Here is a 16494-nt window from a genome sequence, read left to right as displayed (position 1 = left end):
ATAATTATATCAATGTCTTGTGGGTATTTTTATCTATTAAATGAAGTGTGGTGAAAGTATGGAATGCTTATAATTTTAAATGGATCGTATTTGTAATAATTTATATATAAGTCTAAGTGCTTATAAAACAAATAAATATATAGATAGATAATTTTATAAAAATATAGGCGGCTATATTGTGAATATTAAAGCTTTGTACGCTAATGAAAATAATCGCACTAATATGAGTCTGCGCTTAGAAAAATAGCTCTGAATTCTAAGAGTTGGGATATAAGCGTTAAAAATAAAAGAAAAATATATTCTTTTAAAAAAAGAAATGGAGAAAAACATGAAAAAAATGACTCAAGCCACATTGGCAGCACTCGTACTGGGTTTTGGTTTTAGTTCAACAGCTCTATACGCAGCAGAAACAAACCGAGGTGGTCCTCCACAACAGGGTCCAAATAAACCTCATAAACCAGGCAAACATGGATGTGGAGACAAATGTGACGGAAAAATTGATATTGTTTTAGAAGTTCCAAGACATTGTGATTTAGATGTTGAGACGCCTCGATTAACACTTGCACAAACCACGGGAGGTAATTGGAGCGATGCGGGCTTCTTTAATGTCAGCACAAATGCCCCTTATCGATTAAATATTAATCCACTAAATACTTTGCGCAATGGTGAGAACTCTGTACCTGTAGTTGTGACTACTACACGTGGTGGAAAAGCTTATTATGGCACTCAGTCAAGTACCAAAGGGCAAGCTCATCGTTGGGATGTAGCAGCTACAGTAGCTGGTAGTGAGGTTGAAGCAGCTGATGCCGGTACTTATCGTGGTGTATATAACGTAGAAGTTCGATTCTAATAATAAGAAATTTTTTATATAACATTTTGAATAAGTAGGAGATGTACTACATCTCCTATTTTAATATTTTTATGATTAATAATAATTATATTTAGGTTTAGGAGTGAAATATGATTAAAAAAATTATAGGATTTTCTATATTGTTTTTGTTTAGTTTTTCTTTATCAGCGGGAATAAAATTCAGTCCTATCCAACTCTATATTCAAGATTTTAAAAGACAGAAAAGTACAACTGTTAATATTGAAAGTACAGGATTAAGTACTTCAAAAATATATGAAATTAGTGCATTTAAATGGCAGCAAAATGAAAAAGGTGAAGATGTTCTATTGGAGGATAATACTTTATTGTTTAATCCAAAAACATTTGAGCTAAAACCTGAAAGTAAACAAGTTGTCCGTATCGGGTTTAGCCAACCCCCATTAAATTTAGAACAACAGCAATCATGGAGGATCATTTTCAAAGAAGTAACACCAGTTGATGATAATTCTTCGATTAATTTTTTATTTAATTTCTCACTGCCTTTTTTTGCTGGAAAACAGGTTACACCACAATTAAATATAGATCTGCAAAAAATTAATGAACTGGCTTATTTAAATGTAAATAATTTATCTAAATCTCATGCAAAAATTACTGAAGTTATAGTATTGGATAGTAAAAATAATCAACTCATGAAAAAAGATTTTGTTCAATATATTTTGAGTGGAAATAAAATTAAATTTGAACTTGGAGAATTAAAAGAAAATGGAGATTTGAAATTAAAGATAAAAGTGGAAGACCATGAGGGATATTTGGAATTTCCTGTAAAAGCCTAGAAGATGCTTATAAAAAGAATAAATAGTAAAAGGATGATGCTATGAAGGTCACTAAAATTCTTCTAATGATCGCGTGTGGGATGGGGCTAACAAATGTAAATGCTGAAAATGTTCAACAGACGGTGCAGAAAGACAATCTAGAAATGTTCATCGTAAATATATGGGTAAATGGCTTAGATTATAAAACTGAAGCAATTCATTTTTCTGATGGAGGGCAGAGGTATATTGAGTGTGAGGCTTTATCCAGAATAGGAATTCACATTGAAAGGATCCCCCGTCACTTGGTCAAGAAGGAGTTCTGTTTATTGAATCAACCAGGTGTAACAGTTGAAGATGACTATAGTTTACAAGCCATTAAAATTAACTTTCCAGTCAATTATTTTGAAGATACTCATTATGAATTAGAGGTAGAAAATCCCGAGAAAGCGAATTTTGGAGGGTTTGTTAATTATAGTTTATTTTATAATAAAGATGATGCAGAACAAGAGTTTAATACATTTTCAGAAATTGGGATATTTAAAGATTATTGGTTATTAAAAAATGCTTTTTTATATCGTAATGAACCTGAAGATATTGAAGAAGGATTTTTACGTGTCAATACGACGCTCGATGTTGAATTTCCAAAAATCTTTTCAAGACTTACCTTGGGAGATACGACGAGCCCTTATAGCAGTTTAAATAATTCTTTTCGGTTTGGGGGGCTAAGCTTTGGTACCAACTATACCAATCGTCCAGACTTTGTTTACTGGAATGCGCCTACTTTAAATGGAAGTGCAAGCGTACCCTCAACAATTGATCTATATATTAATGGGGTGCGTTTATATCGGGATTCTGTGACCCCTGGTAATTATAATCTTCCTGCTGGAGCAATGCTAAATCAGGCGGGTGATGCACAAATTGTTGTAGAAGATATTTTAGGGAATAGGACAGTCCAGAGTTTTCCGGTTTATATTAATAGTCGATTATTAAAGCCAAAATTGAACGAATATAATATTTCATTAGGTAAACTTAGATATAACTATGATTATGTCGATGATGATTATCGGGAGTTTTTTACAAAATTGTTTTATCGGCGGGGTATAACTTCTTCAATGACCTTGGGAGGAGATTTTTTATATAGTAAAGATGTCAGCAATTTTGATTTTTTATGGACCCAAGGAATAAGTAAATACTTGCTTATGGATAGTGCATTTTCAGTTAGCCAGACAAAAGCGAATGATGAACAAGGATATGCGGCTTCGATAGCCCTGAGTCGGGATTTTAGAAACTGGTCCTTTGGTATAAATAGTCGATATTTTACTCAGGAATATCAATATTTAAGTGGTGATATATATGACTCTAATATTGAAGCCTCAAATATTCTATATTTTAATTTTTCCAATTTGGGATTCATTGATGGATTAAATCTTAGTTATATTTATCAATCTTATTATGAGCAAAATGGTTTTAGTAATGATGCTCAGAAAATTTTTGATATTCGAGCTTCAAAAAGCTTAACAAAAAAATTATATACAAATTTTGGCTTTTATAAAGATTTTGGGAATGATGGGGATCATGGTTTCAATATCACCTTATCTTATGACTGGGAAGAAAAGGGTCAAATTTATTTAAATCACGATACTGAAGATAATGAAACGAGTTTAAGTTTTAGTCACAGAACGATGACTCAGAATGGTTTTGATTATGTTTTGGGGGTTAATCGCACTGAAGAAGAAGTGAATTACAATGCTTATGGTTTATGGAAAACCAGTATTGGTAATTTACAACTTTCTCATGATGAGTATGAGGATCGTCGTAATTCACAGGCTATGTTTGAGGGTGCCTTGGTCTGGTTGGGGGGTAAAATGGCATTCACTAAATATGCTGATAATGCTTTTGCTTTGGTTGAGGTGGACCAACATCCAAATCTTGATATCTATCGCTCAGCGAGTCTAGCTGGAAGCACCAATAATCAAGGCTATATGTTTATACATAACATCATCCCTTATATCCATTACGATATTTCTTTTGACCATAACCAGTTAGCGATGGAAGAAACTTTTGAACACTCTTCTAAAAAAATGATTGGTCTGGATCAACGTGGATATAAGCTGAATTTTCCTATCTATAAAACCAAACGTATTGCGCTAAGAATTAAAGATGCACAACAAAATAATTTAGTTATAGGCTCTGAGGTTCTTGTAGATGGTCTCAGTACAGAAACTTCTTTTGTTGATAGTCAAGGTATTGTTTACCTATATCTATTTAAAGCAGGTACTTACACCCTCAAAGTGAAGACTAAGAGAGGACAGCAGTGCCAGGCTCAATTCATTCTGAATGAAAACCAATTCCAGAATTCAGACAAGCAAATTCTGGAAACTCTATGTAAGTAGGAGTAGAAAAATGAAAAAGCTCTTTTTATTTATTACCGCACTCAGTATGAGTGAAATAGCCATGGCCCAATATTGCTCGATTGATGGTTTTACCACTCCAGAATTACGTCTAGCCAGCTATCAGCGTAGTCAGGCTGCCACTTCATTTAATATTTCATGTGATACTGGCTATTCAATTTTATTTAATAGTCAGAACCTGGTGAGTTCCAACGGGATAAGTTATGTGTCCAACGGTCCTAATAAATTGCGTACCAAATTAAATTTGAGTGGTGCAAATAGTGGGCTATGGGGAGTCAGAGTAAATCAGGGAGCTTCACAGAGACAGAAATATGTCGTTTCGGTTCAACTCGAAGAGAATCCTTTCAATGGGGTTCCAGCTGGAACTTATCGTGATCGGATTTCTGTCGATATTAATTTTTAAATCATAGAGATGAGGAAATGACCTGAAAGACTTTAAATCAACCTGAGATCAGTGCAGTAGAGTAAACATGCAGAAACTTCGAGGGGATTAAATGAAGATCTACATAAAGTGAATACCTTTTTAGTCTAAGAAATAATTGTTATTCAATTATTTCTCAATATAAACAATGGTTTACAGGATTTATTTTTTGGATTTTTTTAGTTATTTTTATTCATCAAATAGTCATGAGATCTTTCTATACTGGGTGAAAAATATAAACGAATAGGTGCGAGATGCAACAAATTTCCATCTCAGAATTATTAGAGCAACGACCTGTTATTCACAAAATCCAGTTTGATTTAAAAGAACAACGTAAACAGGCCATTCATGACAAAATAGTCCTAGAAGATCTGACACGGTCCCGTTTAAAAATTGCTATCGTTACCGAAACCTGGCCTCCTGAAATCAATGGTGTTGCCCATGCTTTATTGCAACTTTGTAAAGGATTACAAAAACAGGGGCATAAGATTTTATTAATACGTCCAGAACAACGACAAGCCTGTAATGATTTTAAACCGCATAGTGAATGTCTGGTTAAAGCGCATTGCATTCCTAAATATAGCAATTTGCAGTTTGGTAGACCGCAATTTCTAAAAATTCATGAAGCTATTGAAACTTTTACACCCGATATTATCCATATCGTGACCGAAGGTCCTTTGGGTCTGGTAGCTCAGCAGCTTGCAAAATTCCATAAAATTCCAGTCTCTAGCGGTTTCCATTCATCATTTCAGGAATTTAGTCGGTTTTTTGATTTGGCTTTTTTACTGAAGCCAATTCAAGGCTATTTAAAGTGGTTTCATAATAATACTGATTTGACCTGTGTCCCGAGTCGAAGCACGGCTCAAGCCTTAAATCAGTTTGGTGTAACTTGTCCCTTGGCAGTTGTGGGCAGAGGCGTCGATCCAGATACATTTTCACCAAAGTGGCGATCACCAGATTTGCGCTATGCTTGGGGAGTTTCAAACGAGACCCGGGTGATGTTGTATGTCGGACGGCTTTCTCCTGAAAAGGAAATTGACGTGCTGATCAAGACCTATTTTGTGCTGCGCCAAGTTCGTCAGCAAGATATACGTTTGGTAGTGGTTGGAGATGGGCCGGATCGCACTCGACTTCAACAACTGAATCAGGATGGTAGTATTGTTTTTACCGGTAGCTTGACAGGAGAAAAACTGTCAGCGGCGTATGCCAGTGCTGATGTGTTTTGTTTTGCCAGTCAGGTTGAAACCTTTGGAAATGTGGTATTGGAAGCGATGGCCAGTGGCTTGCCAGTGATTGCTTATGATTATGCTTGTGCAAACTTGCATGTGCAGCATGGTGAAACGGGATGGTTGAGCAGACTTGGACATCAACAGGGTTTGATCCAGCATATGCTCGGACTGCCTGATCTGCAAAGATTACAGCAGATGGGCGCGCAAGCACGTAAAAAAGCCGAAAAAGTAGGCTGGCAATATCCAGTCCGGCAATTTGAACAGGCACTGTATTCACTGGTACAGCAACAGGAATACAGGATATAAAACAAGAAAGGAGCACCAGTGTGAAACTCCAGAATGTAAAGATTAAATTTTTAGAAATCGATTTGAAAGGCTGTGTTTATCTGAATCATTTTTCGCATTCAGTCCGTATTGCCACTTTTTTTAAAATGATTAGCCGCTTAGGAAATGGTGCATTTTGGTATTTCATGCTGATATTGGTTTGGATCATGCAAGGCTTGATCTATACCGTGCAGATTGTTTATCTGATTTTGGGAAGCACTATTGGTACCATTATTTACAAGGTGCTTAAAATCAAAACCGTACGGCCACGTCCTTATCAGGTGCATCAGGTAATCCGTTTGGGTGAGCATCCACTGGATCATTTCAGTTTTCCTTCGGGACATACCTTGCATGCCGTCATGGCAACCACCGTTTTAGGTTATGTCGCACCTTTATTACTCATGCTGATGTTGCCTTTTACGATTCTGGTCGCAGTGTCCCGAATGGTGTTGGGATTACATTATCCAAGTGATGTGGCGGTTGGCGCAATTCTGGGTGGCATGATGGCAATTGCCATTGTCCTGACTGCGCCTTATCTGAATATTATGCTGTAAAAATAAGTGAAAGCCGGGGCAAAGGCTCGCAGATTTTCACAGATTTGTTAAAGTACAGCATCAAAGCAATTATGGTGAGAAATAGAGATGGGTTTACGTTGGACTGACACTCTCGATATCGCGATTGAACTCTACGAAGCGCATCCAGATGTGGACCCGCAGTGGATTCGTTTTACTGATTTACATGCCTGGGTATGTGCTTTGCCTGAATTTGAAGATGATCCAACCAAGTCGACTGAAGGTCTGCTTGAAGCCATTCAAATGGCATGGATTGATGAGGCACGCTAAGCCCTCATCTTAAAAAAGCATTTTTTTACAGATGAAAAGCAGAAAAATGCGCATTATCTCGGTATAATGCGCCAAATTTTCATGTCAACAATTGACTTAAGGAGCCTATCATGGCTATCGAACGTACTTTATCTATCGTTAAACCAGACGCAGTTGCTAAAAACCACATCGGCGACATCTTTGCTCGTTTCGAGAAAGCTGGTCTTCAAATTGTTGCAACTAAAATGAAACATTTGACTCAAGCTGAAGCTGAAGGCTTCTATGCTGAACACAAAGAACGTGGTTTCTTTGCTGACCTAGTTGCATTCATGACTTCTGGTCCAGTTGTTGTTTCAGTTCTTGAAGGCGAAAACGCTGTTCTTGCTCACCGTGACATCCTTGGTGCGACGAATCCTAAAGAAGCTGCTCCTGGTACTATCCGTGCAGATTTCGCTGTAAGCATCGATGAAAACGCTGCTCACGGTTCTGACTCTGTAGCATCTGCTGATCGTGAAGTTAACTACTTCTTCGCTCAAACTGAGATTGCTCCACGTACTCGTTAATTCGCAGTATTCAAGCCAGATAAGTGTTATTATACTTATCTGGTTTTTTTATTCTCTGAATAATTCTTTGCTCACATATTGAGCTTCTCCTTTCATCTTTAGACATGGTTTAGGTAATACACATGAGTACTGAAGCAGTCGCTGTATCAGCAGTTTCTGAGCCACAGCAACACACTCCATCCGCTCCAGCACAGGCAAATACTGTCGAGAAAGTGAATTTACTTGGCATGTCACGTCCGCAAATGGAAAAATTCTTTGAGGACATGGGTGAGAAGAAGTTTCGTGCCGGGCAGGTGATGAAATGGATTCATCAGTTCTTTGTGACTGATTTTGCTGAAATGACCAATATTTCCGGCAAACTGCGTGAAAAACTGGAAAAGATTTGTGAAATTAAAGCGCCTGAAGTGGTGCATAAAAACTATTCTAAAGATGGTACCCGTAAATGGGTATTCCGTGTTGGCGACGGTGAAGGTTCCCTCGTCGAAACCGTATTGATTCCTGCTGAACATCGCAGTGGTTTACGTCGCACTTTGTGTATTTCTTCACAAGTGGGCTGTGCACTGGACTGTTCATTCTGCTCAACCGGTAAACAGGGTTTCCAGCGTGATTTGACTCAAGCCGAAATTATCGGTCAGCTCTGGATGGCGAACTATTCCTATATGGAAGATGTGCCTGTACTTGAGCGTGAACGTTCAGTCACGAACGTGGTGATGATGGGCATGGGCGAGCCATTACTCAACTACGATGCAGTATTAAATTCAATGCGTATTATGCTTGATGACTTTGCTTATGGTATGTCAAAACGTCGTGTGACTTTATCGACTTCTGGTGTGGTACCGAAAATCGATCAGATGGTCAAAGATATTGACGTGGCGCTGGCTATTTCATTGCATGCGCCAAATGATGAACTGCGTAACGAGCTGGTGCCGATCAATAAAAAATATCCGCTTGAGCAGCTGATTGCTGCATGTCAGCGCTATATTGCTAAAGATGGTAACGAAAGTTCACGTAAACATGTGACGATTGAATATGTGATGTTAGATGGCGTGAATGACCATCCTGAACATGCTCAGCAAATGATTAAGCTGTTGAAGAATTTGCCAAGCAAGATTAATTTGATTCCTTTTAATCCGTTCCCGCATGCGCCATATGGCCGCTCAAGCCGCAACCGGATTATTTCTTTCCAAAAAACTTTGTCTGATGCCGGTTTTGTGTGTACGATTCGTCAGACACGCGGTGATGACATTGATGCCGCGTGCGGACAGTTAGTCGGACAAGTTGCTGACCGTACCCGTCGTGCGGAACAGTGGAAAAAGAAAATTGCGCAATCGAATGAGATCATGCGCTCACAAGGATAATAAGAGGTCGCCAGTTGAGAAATCTAACATCAAAGTTTGCTTTGATTTCAACAGTATGTGTGTCTTTGGTTTTAGTCGCGTGTCAGACGCCAGATCTGGGTCAGAAAGACCCTGAAAAGGCCACCAAAGTCCGTACCCAATTGGCGGTAGAATATCTGAGAACAGGTGACCTGGATGCAGCCAAACGTGCGCTGGATCAGGCACTTGAAAGCAGTCCGCGTGATTCTCAAGCGAATATGATGATGGGCGTGCTACTGCAACAGGAAGGTAGTAAGCTTAATCTCGAAAAAGCAGATCATTATTTCAAGCGTGCGATTTCGGCAGATCCGAAAAATGCGCAGGCGCGAAATAATTACGGCACTTATTTATATCAGCTTGAACGCTATAATGATGCAATCGAGCAGTTTCAAATTGCTGGTGCCACTTTAGGTTATGATCAACGTTTCCGTGCATTGGAAAATATGGGACGGATTTACCTGAAACTGGGTGATACAGCGAATGCTGAAAAATCATTCAAACAGGCGCTACAAGCCAATCGCGATTCTTATATTTCAATGTTAGAGTTGGCAGAAATATTTTATTTGAACCAGCAGTTCCCGGCTGCGACACAAATGTATCAACAGTTTGTACGTGGTGTGGGACAGAAAAATCAGGGTGCCCGTGCACTCTGGATTGGCATTCGCACTGCGCGTGCCGGAGGTGATCAGTTGGGTATGCAGGTATTGGTCAACCAGTTACGTGCACTTTTTCCTGAAAGCCAGGAATACCAACGTTATTTGCAATTACAGTACAGTACTGAGGCCGTATGGAAGTAAATCCTAATTCACCATCGAATCATTCGAGCGTAGCTCCAAATGCGTTAGGAAATATTCAACGTCCGGGCGAGTACTTGCGCCAGATTCGTATCAATCAGCAGCGCAATCTGGAAGATGTAGCGAAAGAGCTGAATATCCCGGTCAAAACCCTGACTGCACTGGAACAGGACGAATATAAGTCTTTGCCTGAAGCAACTTTTATCAAAGGTTATTACCGGACTTATGCCAAATTTCTGGGTGTAGATGCGTCTAGTATTATTCAGCGATTTGATGAAATTTATACCAATGATACCGGGTTGCTGCCGAATCATGCCTTGAACAATTCTCCTATTAAAATTATGGGGAAATTGCCAGGTTCCAAACGTGACCGCAATCGTAAATGGTTAAAGCGCATTTTTATTACGCTGGTACTGCTGCTGATTTTGGGCGCACTGTTTGCCATGATTCAGAACTGGTCGAGCAGTAATTCACAAAATAGCAGTGAAGTCTCTGGAGTAGGCGCTTCTAATGTCGAGATTCTGAATCTGGATACAGGTGCCGCACTTTCCGGTGATCAGCTGAAGCTTGATTTTAACCGTCCGACTTCGGTGCATATTGTCGACTCGGCGGGTAATGTTCTGGCAACTGGCCGTCAGGCATCGAGCTTGCAACTGAATGGTGAAGCGCCATTCCAGATTCGTCTGGATGATGCATCGGCTGTATCACTCAGTTTAAATAATGAAAATATTTCATTGTCACCCTACACTGTGAACGGAAAAGCAGAATTCCGTTTATCACCTTAACAGATCAAGAGTAGAGCAGAACGATGATCGTAAATCCAATTAAACGTCGTCCAACACGTAAAATTCGTGTGGGTTCAGTTTATGTGGGTGGTGATGCACCAATCAGTATCCAGTCGATGACTAATACTGAAACCTGTGATGTAGCAGCTACGGTTGCACAGATTCAGCGCTGTGTAGATGCCGGTGCAGACATCATGCGGGTTTCTGTGCCTACCATGGAAGCCGCGGCGGCATTTGGTGAAATTCGCAAGCAGGTCAATGTACCTTTGGTCGCCGATATTCACTTCGATTATAAAATTGCTTTGGCAGTTGCGGATTTGGGTGCAGACTGCCTGCGGATTAACCCGGGCAATATCGGTTCGGAAGCGAAAATCCGTGAAGTGGTGGCCGCGGCACGTCATAACGACATTTCCATGCGGATCGGTGTCAATGCCGGCTCACTGGAAAAAGATATTCAAAAGAAATATGGCGAGCCGACGGGTCAGGCACTGCTTGAATCTGCGATGCGTCATATCGATATTCTAGACCGTCTGGATTTCCAGGAATTCAAAATTTCAGTCAAAGCCTCGAATGTGTTCCTGACCATGGAGGCGTATCGTTTGCTGTCACAGCAAATTGATAATCCACTCCATCTGGGTGTCACAGAAGCAGGTATTTACCGTACCGGTTCGGTTAAATCTGCGATCGCTTTGGGTGGCCTGCTGATGGAAGGCATCGGGGATACCATGCGTATTTCCTTAGCTGCCGAGCCTGAAGAAGAAATTAAAATTGGTTTTGATATTCTGAAATCGCTGGGTCTGCGCTCCAATGGGATTAACTTCATTGCTTGCCCAAGCTGTTCACGTCAGGAATTTAATGTGATTTCAGTGATGCAGCAACTTGAAGAGCGTTTAGAAGATATTCGTACCCCAATGGATGTGTCTGTCATTGGCTGTAAGGTCAATGGGCCGGGCGAAGCTAAAGAAGCGGATATTGGTGTAGTGGGTGCAGCACCACGTTCACTAGTGTACCGTAATGGTGAGAAGAGCCATTTAATTGACACGAATCAATTGGTTGATGAAATCGAAACCATGGTTCGTCAACGTGTTACCGAGCTTGAAGAAGCTAAATCTAAAGAAATTATTCGTACAAGTTTTCCTGAGTAGATCATGAGTTCAATCGTCGCAATCAAAGGTTTTAATGACATTCTCCCAACGCAAACCCCAGCTTGGAGACGTCTTGAACAGCATCTATCCGGTTTGATGGATGCCTATGGCTATCAACAAATTCGTTTGCCTATCGTAGAACAGACTAATTTGTTTAAACGTTCGATCGGTGATGCAACCGATATCGTTGAAAAAGAAATGTATACCTTCCTCGACAAGGGTAATCCGCCTGAGTCGTTGACGTTACGTCCTGAAGGGACGGCTGGCTGTGTACGTGCCATGCTGGAGCATAATCTGCTGCGTGGTGCGACGCCTCGCGTCTGGTATATCGGCCCAATGTTCCGTTATGAAAAACCGCAAAAAGGTCGTTACCGTCAGTTTCACCAGTTTGGTGTGGAAACCTTTGGTGTGGCAACGCCAGATATGGATGCTGAACTGATTTTGATGACAGCGCGTCTGTGGAAACGTATGGGTGTGGCGGACAAAGTTCAATTAGAACTCAACACACTCGGTGAGTCGGATGAACGTGCAGCTTACCGTGCGGCACTGGTTGAGTTTTTAGAGTCGCATAAAGCTGATCTGGATGAAGATTCTCAGCGCCGTCTGACCACGAATCCATTGCGTATTTTGGACTCTAAAGATGCCAAAACACAAAGCATCTTGGAAAATGCACCGAAACTGCATGACTTTATGGGTGAAGAAACTCTGGCGCATTTTGCCCAGTTACAGCAGTATTTGACTGATGCAGGCGTGAGCTTCGTGATCAATCAAAAACTGGTACGCGGTCTGGACTATTACAACAAAACTGTTTTTGAATGGACCACAACCCATTTGGGTTCACAAGGAACAGTCTGTGCCGGTGGCCGTTATGACGGCCTGGTGGGGCAGCTTAAAGGAAAGGCAGATCAGTCTGTTCCTGCAGTTGGTTTTGCCATGGGTATCGAGCGTTTATTGCTTTTGCTTGAGCAGGTTGAAGACAATACCCCGACACGTGATTGTGAAGTATTCCTGGTGGCTGAACCGGCTTCTCAAGGTAAAGCTTTGGTCATTGCGGAGCAGATCCGTGATCAGCTTGAAGCAGCAGGCAGTCAGGTTCGTCTGAAAGTAGGCTCACAGGGTTCAATGAAATCGCAAATGAAAAAGGCTGATCAAGCCGGTGCTTTGTATGCGGCGATTTTGGGTGAACGTGAACTGGAAGCTCAGGCGTTTACTGTGAAAGAGCTGGCAACCGCAGAGCAATCGAATGTACCATTTACGGACTTCGTTGCATTTTTTAGTACTAAAATTTCTTCAAAATAATCGATAAAACATTAGGAAAAGGGTAATCTCATGAGCGCAATGAGTGGTGATGAACAGTTTGAAAGCTTAAAATCCTTTACGAAGAAATATGGTTCTTCGATGATTACTGGGATTTTAATTGCGCTGATTGCCTTTTTTGGATGGGAATATTGGCAGAAGAAAAACTTGGCAGAGTCGCAAATGCACACTGCCAAGGTTCAGCAGTTGATGGATGATGCACAGGCATCGAAAGGTGATGGTTTTGCCAAGTTGTCTGAAGCTGCGGACAAGATTGTCAAGGAAGCACCTGATTCAGCACAGGCGATTCAGACCCAGCTGGTGATGGCGAAACTGGCTTATGACAAAGAAGATTATGCTGCGGCCGAGAAAGCGCTACAGAAAGTTGAAAACTCGAAAGTAGACGATAAAGGTCTGGTTCAGGTCGTCAAACTTCGTCTGGCTTATGCACAATTGGCGCAGAAAAAATATGATGCTGCATTGAAAACTTTAGAAGCAGTCACTGAGCCTGCATTTAAAGCAACTGCCGATGAAGCACGTGGCGATATCTATGTTGCCAAAAATGATATTGAAAATGCTAAAAAAGTATATCAAAGTGCATGGGATGCTTTGATTGAACGTAAAGAAGAACGTCAGATTTTACAAATTAAGCTCGAAAGCGTAGGCGTATTGGTCGATGATCCGGAAATCGAACGCCCAATTATAGAAACACAAGCGGAAGAAGCTGAATGAATAGAAAATACAAAATTACCTGTGCCTTGACTGTTTTAACGCTTGCATTGGCTGGCTGTGCGGGTAAAACCAATAAAGTTCCAGAAGTAAAACCGAATCCACTTCCAAAACTGACTCAAGCCAAAACCCTGGTCCCTGTATTTTCCACCAGTGTGGCTTCGACAGATGCTGCTGATCCGTTGCGTTTACGTCTGGATGCAGATAATGATGTGGTCTTTGCGATTGACCCGAAAGGCGAAGTGTCTGCATTTAAAGGCAAACAGCGTCTGTGGCAGAAAAAAGTCAGCAAAGACAATTTAAGTTCTGGTGTTGAAGCTGCTGAAGGTCTTGTTGTCGTTGGCAACCAGAAAGGCCAACTGTTTGCGCTGGATCAGCAAACCGGCGAGCAAAAATGGACTGCGCAATTGACGGGTGCTTTACTGGCACCTTCATTAATTCATGCTGGTCGTGTCATTAGCGTGAGCAATGACGGCACCGTATATGCGCATGAAATTGCGACGGGTGCGCAAGTTTGGACTTATAACTTACCTAATGTACAATTCAGCCTGCGTGGCATGGCTGCACCTGTTGCATTAGATGCTCGTAATGTACTGATTGCATCTTCCAATGCTTATATCTATGCACTGGATGCCTTAAGCGGTGTGCCAAAATTACAGCGTCGTGTCGCAGTGTCGGATGGGCGTTCTGATATCCAGCGTCTGGTTGATATTGACGGGGAACCGGTCGTTGCAGGCCAGTTTGTGGTGACCACCAGTTATCAAGGTCAGGTGACTGTGCTGGATTTAGCTTCACAACAGGTGGTCTGGAGTGAAGATGCCAGCAGTATCCAGCGTCCAGAAGTTGTGGGTAATGGCGTATTTGTGGCGCAAACCGATGGCAAAATCAAAGCCTTTGAGATTACCTCGGGTCAACCGCTTTGGGAAAATGACCAGTTGCTGAATCGCAAGTTAAGTAATCCGGTGATGCTGGGTACTGATCTTGTAGTCGGTGATCTGGATGGTGTCTTGCACCTGATTGATCCGCGTACCGGACAGATTACTGGTCGTTCGAAAACCTCTGGGGAAGTACGTAGCTTACGCGTCATCGACAACCAGCTGTATGTTTCCACACGCAAGGGCGCATTAAGCATTTGGCAGAACCGTTAATTTTAACGAGCCTTATGCTAAACTAGCCACAACCGTATTTTGTGAACGCGGGGTGATTGAAAAATCAATGCCCCGTGTTTTTATTTAGGGTATTTACCCCTTATATCTTCCTATGCTTTCTGATGTTCAGGCCACTTTGACGCCTGATATTAAATAAAGGTTACTCTATGAAACCCGTAATTGCGCTCATTGGTCGTCCGAACGTCGGAAAATCAACGCTGTTCAACCAGATTACCAAGAGCCGTGACGCATTGGTGGCAGACTTCGCAGGTCTGACACGCGACCGTAAATATGGCGATGCTACCTATCAAAATAAATCTTTCATTGTGGTCGATACTGGCGGTATTGGCGAAAATGAAGGTGGGATTGACTCCTACATGGCAGAGCAATCCAAGACTGCCATTCATGAAGCCGACATTATTATTTTTGTGGTTGATGCGCGTGCCGGACTACTGGCTTCCGATGAACAGATTGCACGTGAATTACGTACTTTAGGCAAAAAAGTCTTTCTGGTGGCCAACAAGGTTGATGGCGTACATGCTGAAGCTGCCCTGGTTGAATTCTACAAACTGGGTATGGGTGAGCCGTTACAAGTGGCAGCCAGCCATGGTCGTGGTGTTCAGCAGATGCTGGAAGACGTACTTGCTGATGTGCCGGAAGATGAAAATCCAGAAGAGCATGACAAAAACACGGGTCTGCGTTTAGCGATTATTGGTCGTCCAAACGTAGGTAAATCAACGCTGGTGAACCGCTTGCTCGGTGAAGAGCGTGTGGTGGCATTTGATCAGCCGGGTACAACACGTGACTCGATTTATATTCCATTCGAGCGTGATGGCCGTCAATACACCCTGATTGATACTGCCGGGGTGCGCCGTAAAGGTAAAGTCGATGAAATGATTGAGAAATTCTCGATTGTTAAAACTTTACAGGCAATGAAAGATGCCAACGTAATTGTGGTTGTAGTCGATGCGCGTGATGGTATTGTTGAGCAGGATTTGCATTTGATTGGCTATGCACTTGAAGCGGGTCGTGCCATGGTTATTGCAGTCAATAAATGGGATAACATGACTGAATATGATCGTAAGCAATGTAAGCTTGATGTAGAGCGTCGCTTCGATTTTATTCCATGGGCCAAAGTGCATTTGATTTCTGCATTGCATGGAACGGGCGTGGGCGATCTTTATCCATCGATTCACCGTGCTTATGATTCATCTCGTTTGAAAGTATCACCAGCAAAAATCACCCAGATTTTAAATGATGCGACAGATGCCCACCAACCGCCGATGGTTCAGGGTCGTCGTATTAAAATGCGTTATGCGCATATGGGTGGACAAAATCCGCCAACGATCGTTATTCACGGAAACAAAGTGGATAAAACCCCTGCGGATTATCGTCGTTACCTGGAAAATGTGTTCCGTAAAGTGTACAAGCTTGAAGGTACACCGATTAAAATCGAGTTTAAAACTTCGGAAAACCCGTTTGAAGGTCGTAAGTCTCAAGTGGATGAGCGTGCAGCTGCACGTAAACGTCGTTATGTACAGAAGTTCAAGAAAGCCGAGAAGAAATTTAAGCGTTAATTTTATAGTTTAAATTTTCCGGATAAAAAGCCTGCGTAAAGCGGGCTTTTTTATTACCTATAAAAATATTTTTTAATCAGGCTTAATTTTGAATTTAATAAAAATAAAATATTCTTTTAATTATAGTTATTTAGTATAAGTATCAATTTAATATTTATGTGATATGTATTATATTTGTGTGAAATTGTTAATTCAGTCGCAAAAATGAAAATTGACTGAAAAAGATCATAATAA

16 protein-coding genes are annotated in these 16494 nt (G+C 41.2%); all 16 read left to right on the top strand.

The annotated features are described in order from the left end of the window. Window positions 1-328 precede the first annotated feature (328 nt). The 16 genes from ACP7BU_RS06715 to der all read left to right on the top strand — a co-directional run bounded on the left by ACP7BU_RS06715 (window position 329) and on the right by der (window position 16260). Entirely contained in the window at window positions 329-850 is a 522-nt protein-coding gene (locus tag ACP7BU_RS06715) for a hypothetical protein (protein WP_425879171.1), read from the top strand. A 110-nt stretch (window positions 851-960) separates the two neighbouring features. Further along, window positions 961-1662 carry a fimbrial biogenesis chaperone gene (locus ACP7BU_RS06710; protein WP_086044100.1) on the top strand — a complete coding sequence of 234 codons (702 nt, stop codon included), beginning with the start codon at window positions 961-963 and terminating at the stop codon, window positions 1660-1662. 41 nt (window positions 1663-1703) lie between these two features. Then, a complete protein-coding gene (locus ACP7BU_RS06705) occupies window positions 1704-4034 on the top strand; it encodes a fimbria/pilus outer membrane usher protein (protein ID WP_425879173.1) in 2331 nt (776 codons plus the stop codon). Between the two features lie 10 nt (window positions 4035-4044). Next, window positions 4045-4455, top strand: coding sequence for a hypothetical protein (locus tag ACP7BU_RS06700; protein WP_086044098.1), 411 nt, complete (start codon window positions 4045-4047; stop codon window positions 4453-4455). A 272-nt stretch (window positions 4456-4727) separates the two neighbouring features. Next, the gene (locus tag ACP7BU_RS06695; protein ID WP_425879176.1) at window positions 4728-6008 is read left to right on the top strand and encodes a glycosyltransferase family 4 protein; all 1281 of its coding nucleotides are present in this window, start codon (window positions 4728-4730) and stop codon (window positions 6006-6008) included. Between the two features lie 20 nt (window positions 6009-6028). Further along, a complete protein-coding gene (locus tag ACP7BU_RS06690; RefSeq protein WP_278357269.1) occupies window positions 6029-6580 on the top strand; it encodes a phosphatase PAP2 family protein in 552 nt (183 codons plus the stop codon). 87 nt (window positions 6581-6667) lie between these two features. Further along, window positions 6668-6868 carry a Fe-S cluster assembly protein IscX gene (iscX, locus tag ACP7BU_RS06685; RefSeq protein ID WP_004278360.1) on the top strand — a complete coding sequence of 67 codons (201 nt, stop codon included), beginning with the start codon at window positions 6668-6670 and terminating at the stop codon, window positions 6866-6868. Window positions 6869-6978: 110 nt separating this feature from the next. Next, the gene (ndk, locus tag ACP7BU_RS06680; RefSeq protein ID WP_004647460.1) at window positions 6979-7410 is read left to right on the top strand and encodes a nucleoside-diphosphate kinase; all 432 of its coding nucleotides are present in this window, start codon (window positions 6979-6981) and stop codon (window positions 7408-7410) included. Window positions 7411-7532: 122 nt separating this feature from the next. Continuing rightward, window positions 7533-8768: a 23S rRNA (adenine(2503)-C(2))-methyltransferase RlmN gene (rlmN, locus tag ACP7BU_RS06675; protein ID WP_004278358.1), complete on the top strand. Its 1236-nt coding sequence runs from the start codon at window positions 7533-7535 to the stop codon at window positions 8766-8768. A gap of 14 nt (window positions 8769-8782) precedes the next feature. After that, a complete protein-coding gene (gene pilW, locus ACP7BU_RS06670) occupies window positions 8783-9583 on the top strand; it encodes a type IV pilus biogenesis/stability protein PilW (protein ID WP_071850435.1) in 801 nt (266 codons plus the stop codon). Continuing rightward, window positions 9574-10365 (top strand): helix-turn-helix domain-containing protein, encoded by a 792-nt coding sequence (locus ACP7BU_RS06665; protein ID WP_004647463.1) that lies wholly within the window; start codon window positions 9574-9576, stop codon window positions 10363-10365. The genes pilW and ACP7BU_RS06665 overlap by 10 nt, the downstream gene beginning before the upstream one ends. Before the next feature lie 23 nt (window positions 10366-10388). Further along, window positions 10389-11510: a flavodoxin-dependent (E)-4-hydroxy-3-methylbut-2-enyl-diphosphate synthase gene (gene ispG, locus ACP7BU_RS06660; protein WP_425879180.1), complete on the top strand. Its 1122-nt coding sequence runs from the start codon at window positions 10389-10391 to the stop codon at window positions 11508-11510. A gap of 3 nt (window positions 11511-11513) precedes the next feature. Further along, complete coding sequence (gene hisS / locus ACP7BU_RS06655) at window positions 11514-12809, top strand: histidine--tRNA ligase (protein WP_004278353.1); 1296 nt, start codon at window positions 11514-11516, stop codon at window positions 12807-12809. 30 nt (window positions 12810-12839) lie between these two features. Further along, window positions 12840-13538 carry a YfgM family protein gene (locus ACP7BU_RS06650; RefSeq protein WP_004278352.1) on the top strand — a complete coding sequence of 233 codons (699 nt, stop codon included), beginning with the start codon at window positions 12840-12842 and terminating at the stop codon, window positions 13536-13538. Then, window positions 13535-14683, top strand: a complete 1149-nt coding sequence (gene bamB, locus ACP7BU_RS06645; RefSeq protein ID WP_425879183.1) for an outer membrane protein assembly factor BamB — start codon at window positions 13535-13537, stop codon at window positions 14681-14683. The genes ACP7BU_RS06650 and bamB overlap by 4 nt, the downstream gene beginning before the upstream one ends. 167 nt (window positions 14684-14850) lie before the next feature. Further along, window positions 14851-16260: a ribosome biogenesis GTPase Der gene (gene der / locus ACP7BU_RS06640; RefSeq protein WP_004278348.1), complete on the top strand. Its 1410-nt coding sequence runs from the start codon at window positions 14851-14853 to the stop codon at window positions 16258-16260. The last annotated feature ends 234 nt before the right edge of the window (window positions 16261-16494 follow it).

Origin of the sequence: Acinetobacter sp. 40AMC3-4 (genome assembly GCF_049898185.1) — a bacterium.
GTDB lineage: Bacteria > Pseudomonadota > Gammaproteobacteria > Pseudomonadales > Moraxellaceae > Acinetobacter.
The sequence above is the reverse complement of the archived record's forward strand: the minus strand, read 5'-3'. Positions and strand labels throughout refer to the sequence as shown.

Bases quoted from the DNA above. Each gene is read 5' to 3' on its own strand.
- ACP7BU_RS06715 (WP_425879171.1), top strand. From the start codon at position 329: ATGAAAAAAATGACTCAAGCCACATTGGCAGCACTCGTACTGGGTTTT.
- ACP7BU_RS06710 (WP_086044100.1), top strand. From the start codon at position 961: ATGATTAAAAAAATTATAGGATTTTCTATATTGTTTTTGTTTAGTTTT.
- ACP7BU_RS06705 (WP_425879173.1), top strand. From the start codon at position 1,704: ATGAAGGTCACTAAAATTCTTCTAATGATCGCGTGTGGGATGGGGCTA.
- ACP7BU_RS06700 (WP_086044098.1), top strand. From the start codon at position 4,045: ATGAAAAAGCTCTTTTTATTTATTACCGCACTCAGTATGAGTGAAATA.
- ACP7BU_RS06695 (WP_425879176.1), top strand. From the start codon at position 4,728: ATGCAACAAATTTCCATCTCAGAATTATTAGAGCAACGACCTGTTATT.
- iscX (WP_004278360.1), top strand. From the start codon at position 6,668: ATGGGTTTACGTTGGACTGACACTCTCGATATCGCGATTGAACTCTAC.
- ndk (WP_004647460.1), top strand. From the start codon at position 6,979: ATGGCTATCGAACGTACTTTATCTATCGTTAAACCAGACGCAGTTGCT.
- rlmN (WP_004278358.1), top strand. From the start codon at position 7,533: ATGAGTACTGAAGCAGTCGCTGTATCAGCAGTTTCTGAGCCACAGCAA.
- ACP7BU_RS06665 (WP_004647463.1), top strand. From the start codon at position 9,574: ATGGAAGTAAATCCTAATTCACCATCGAATCATTCGAGCGTAGCTCCA.
- ispG (WP_425879180.1), top strand. From the start codon at position 10,389: ATGATCGTAAATCCAATTAAACGTCGTCCAACACGTAAAATTCGTGTG.
- hisS (WP_004278353.1), top strand. From the start codon at position 11,514: ATGAGTTCAATCGTCGCAATCAAAGGTTTTAATGACATTCTCCCAACG.
- ACP7BU_RS06650 (WP_004278352.1), top strand. From the start codon at position 12,840: ATGAGCGCAATGAGTGGTGATGAACAGTTTGAAAGCTTAAAATCCTTT.
- bamB (WP_425879183.1), top strand. From the start codon at position 13,535: ATGAATAGAAAATACAAAATTACCTGTGCCTTGACTGTTTTAACGCTT.
- der (WP_004278348.1), top strand. From the start codon at position 14,851: ATGAAACCCGTAATTGCGCTCATTGGTCGTCCGAACGTCGGAAAATCA.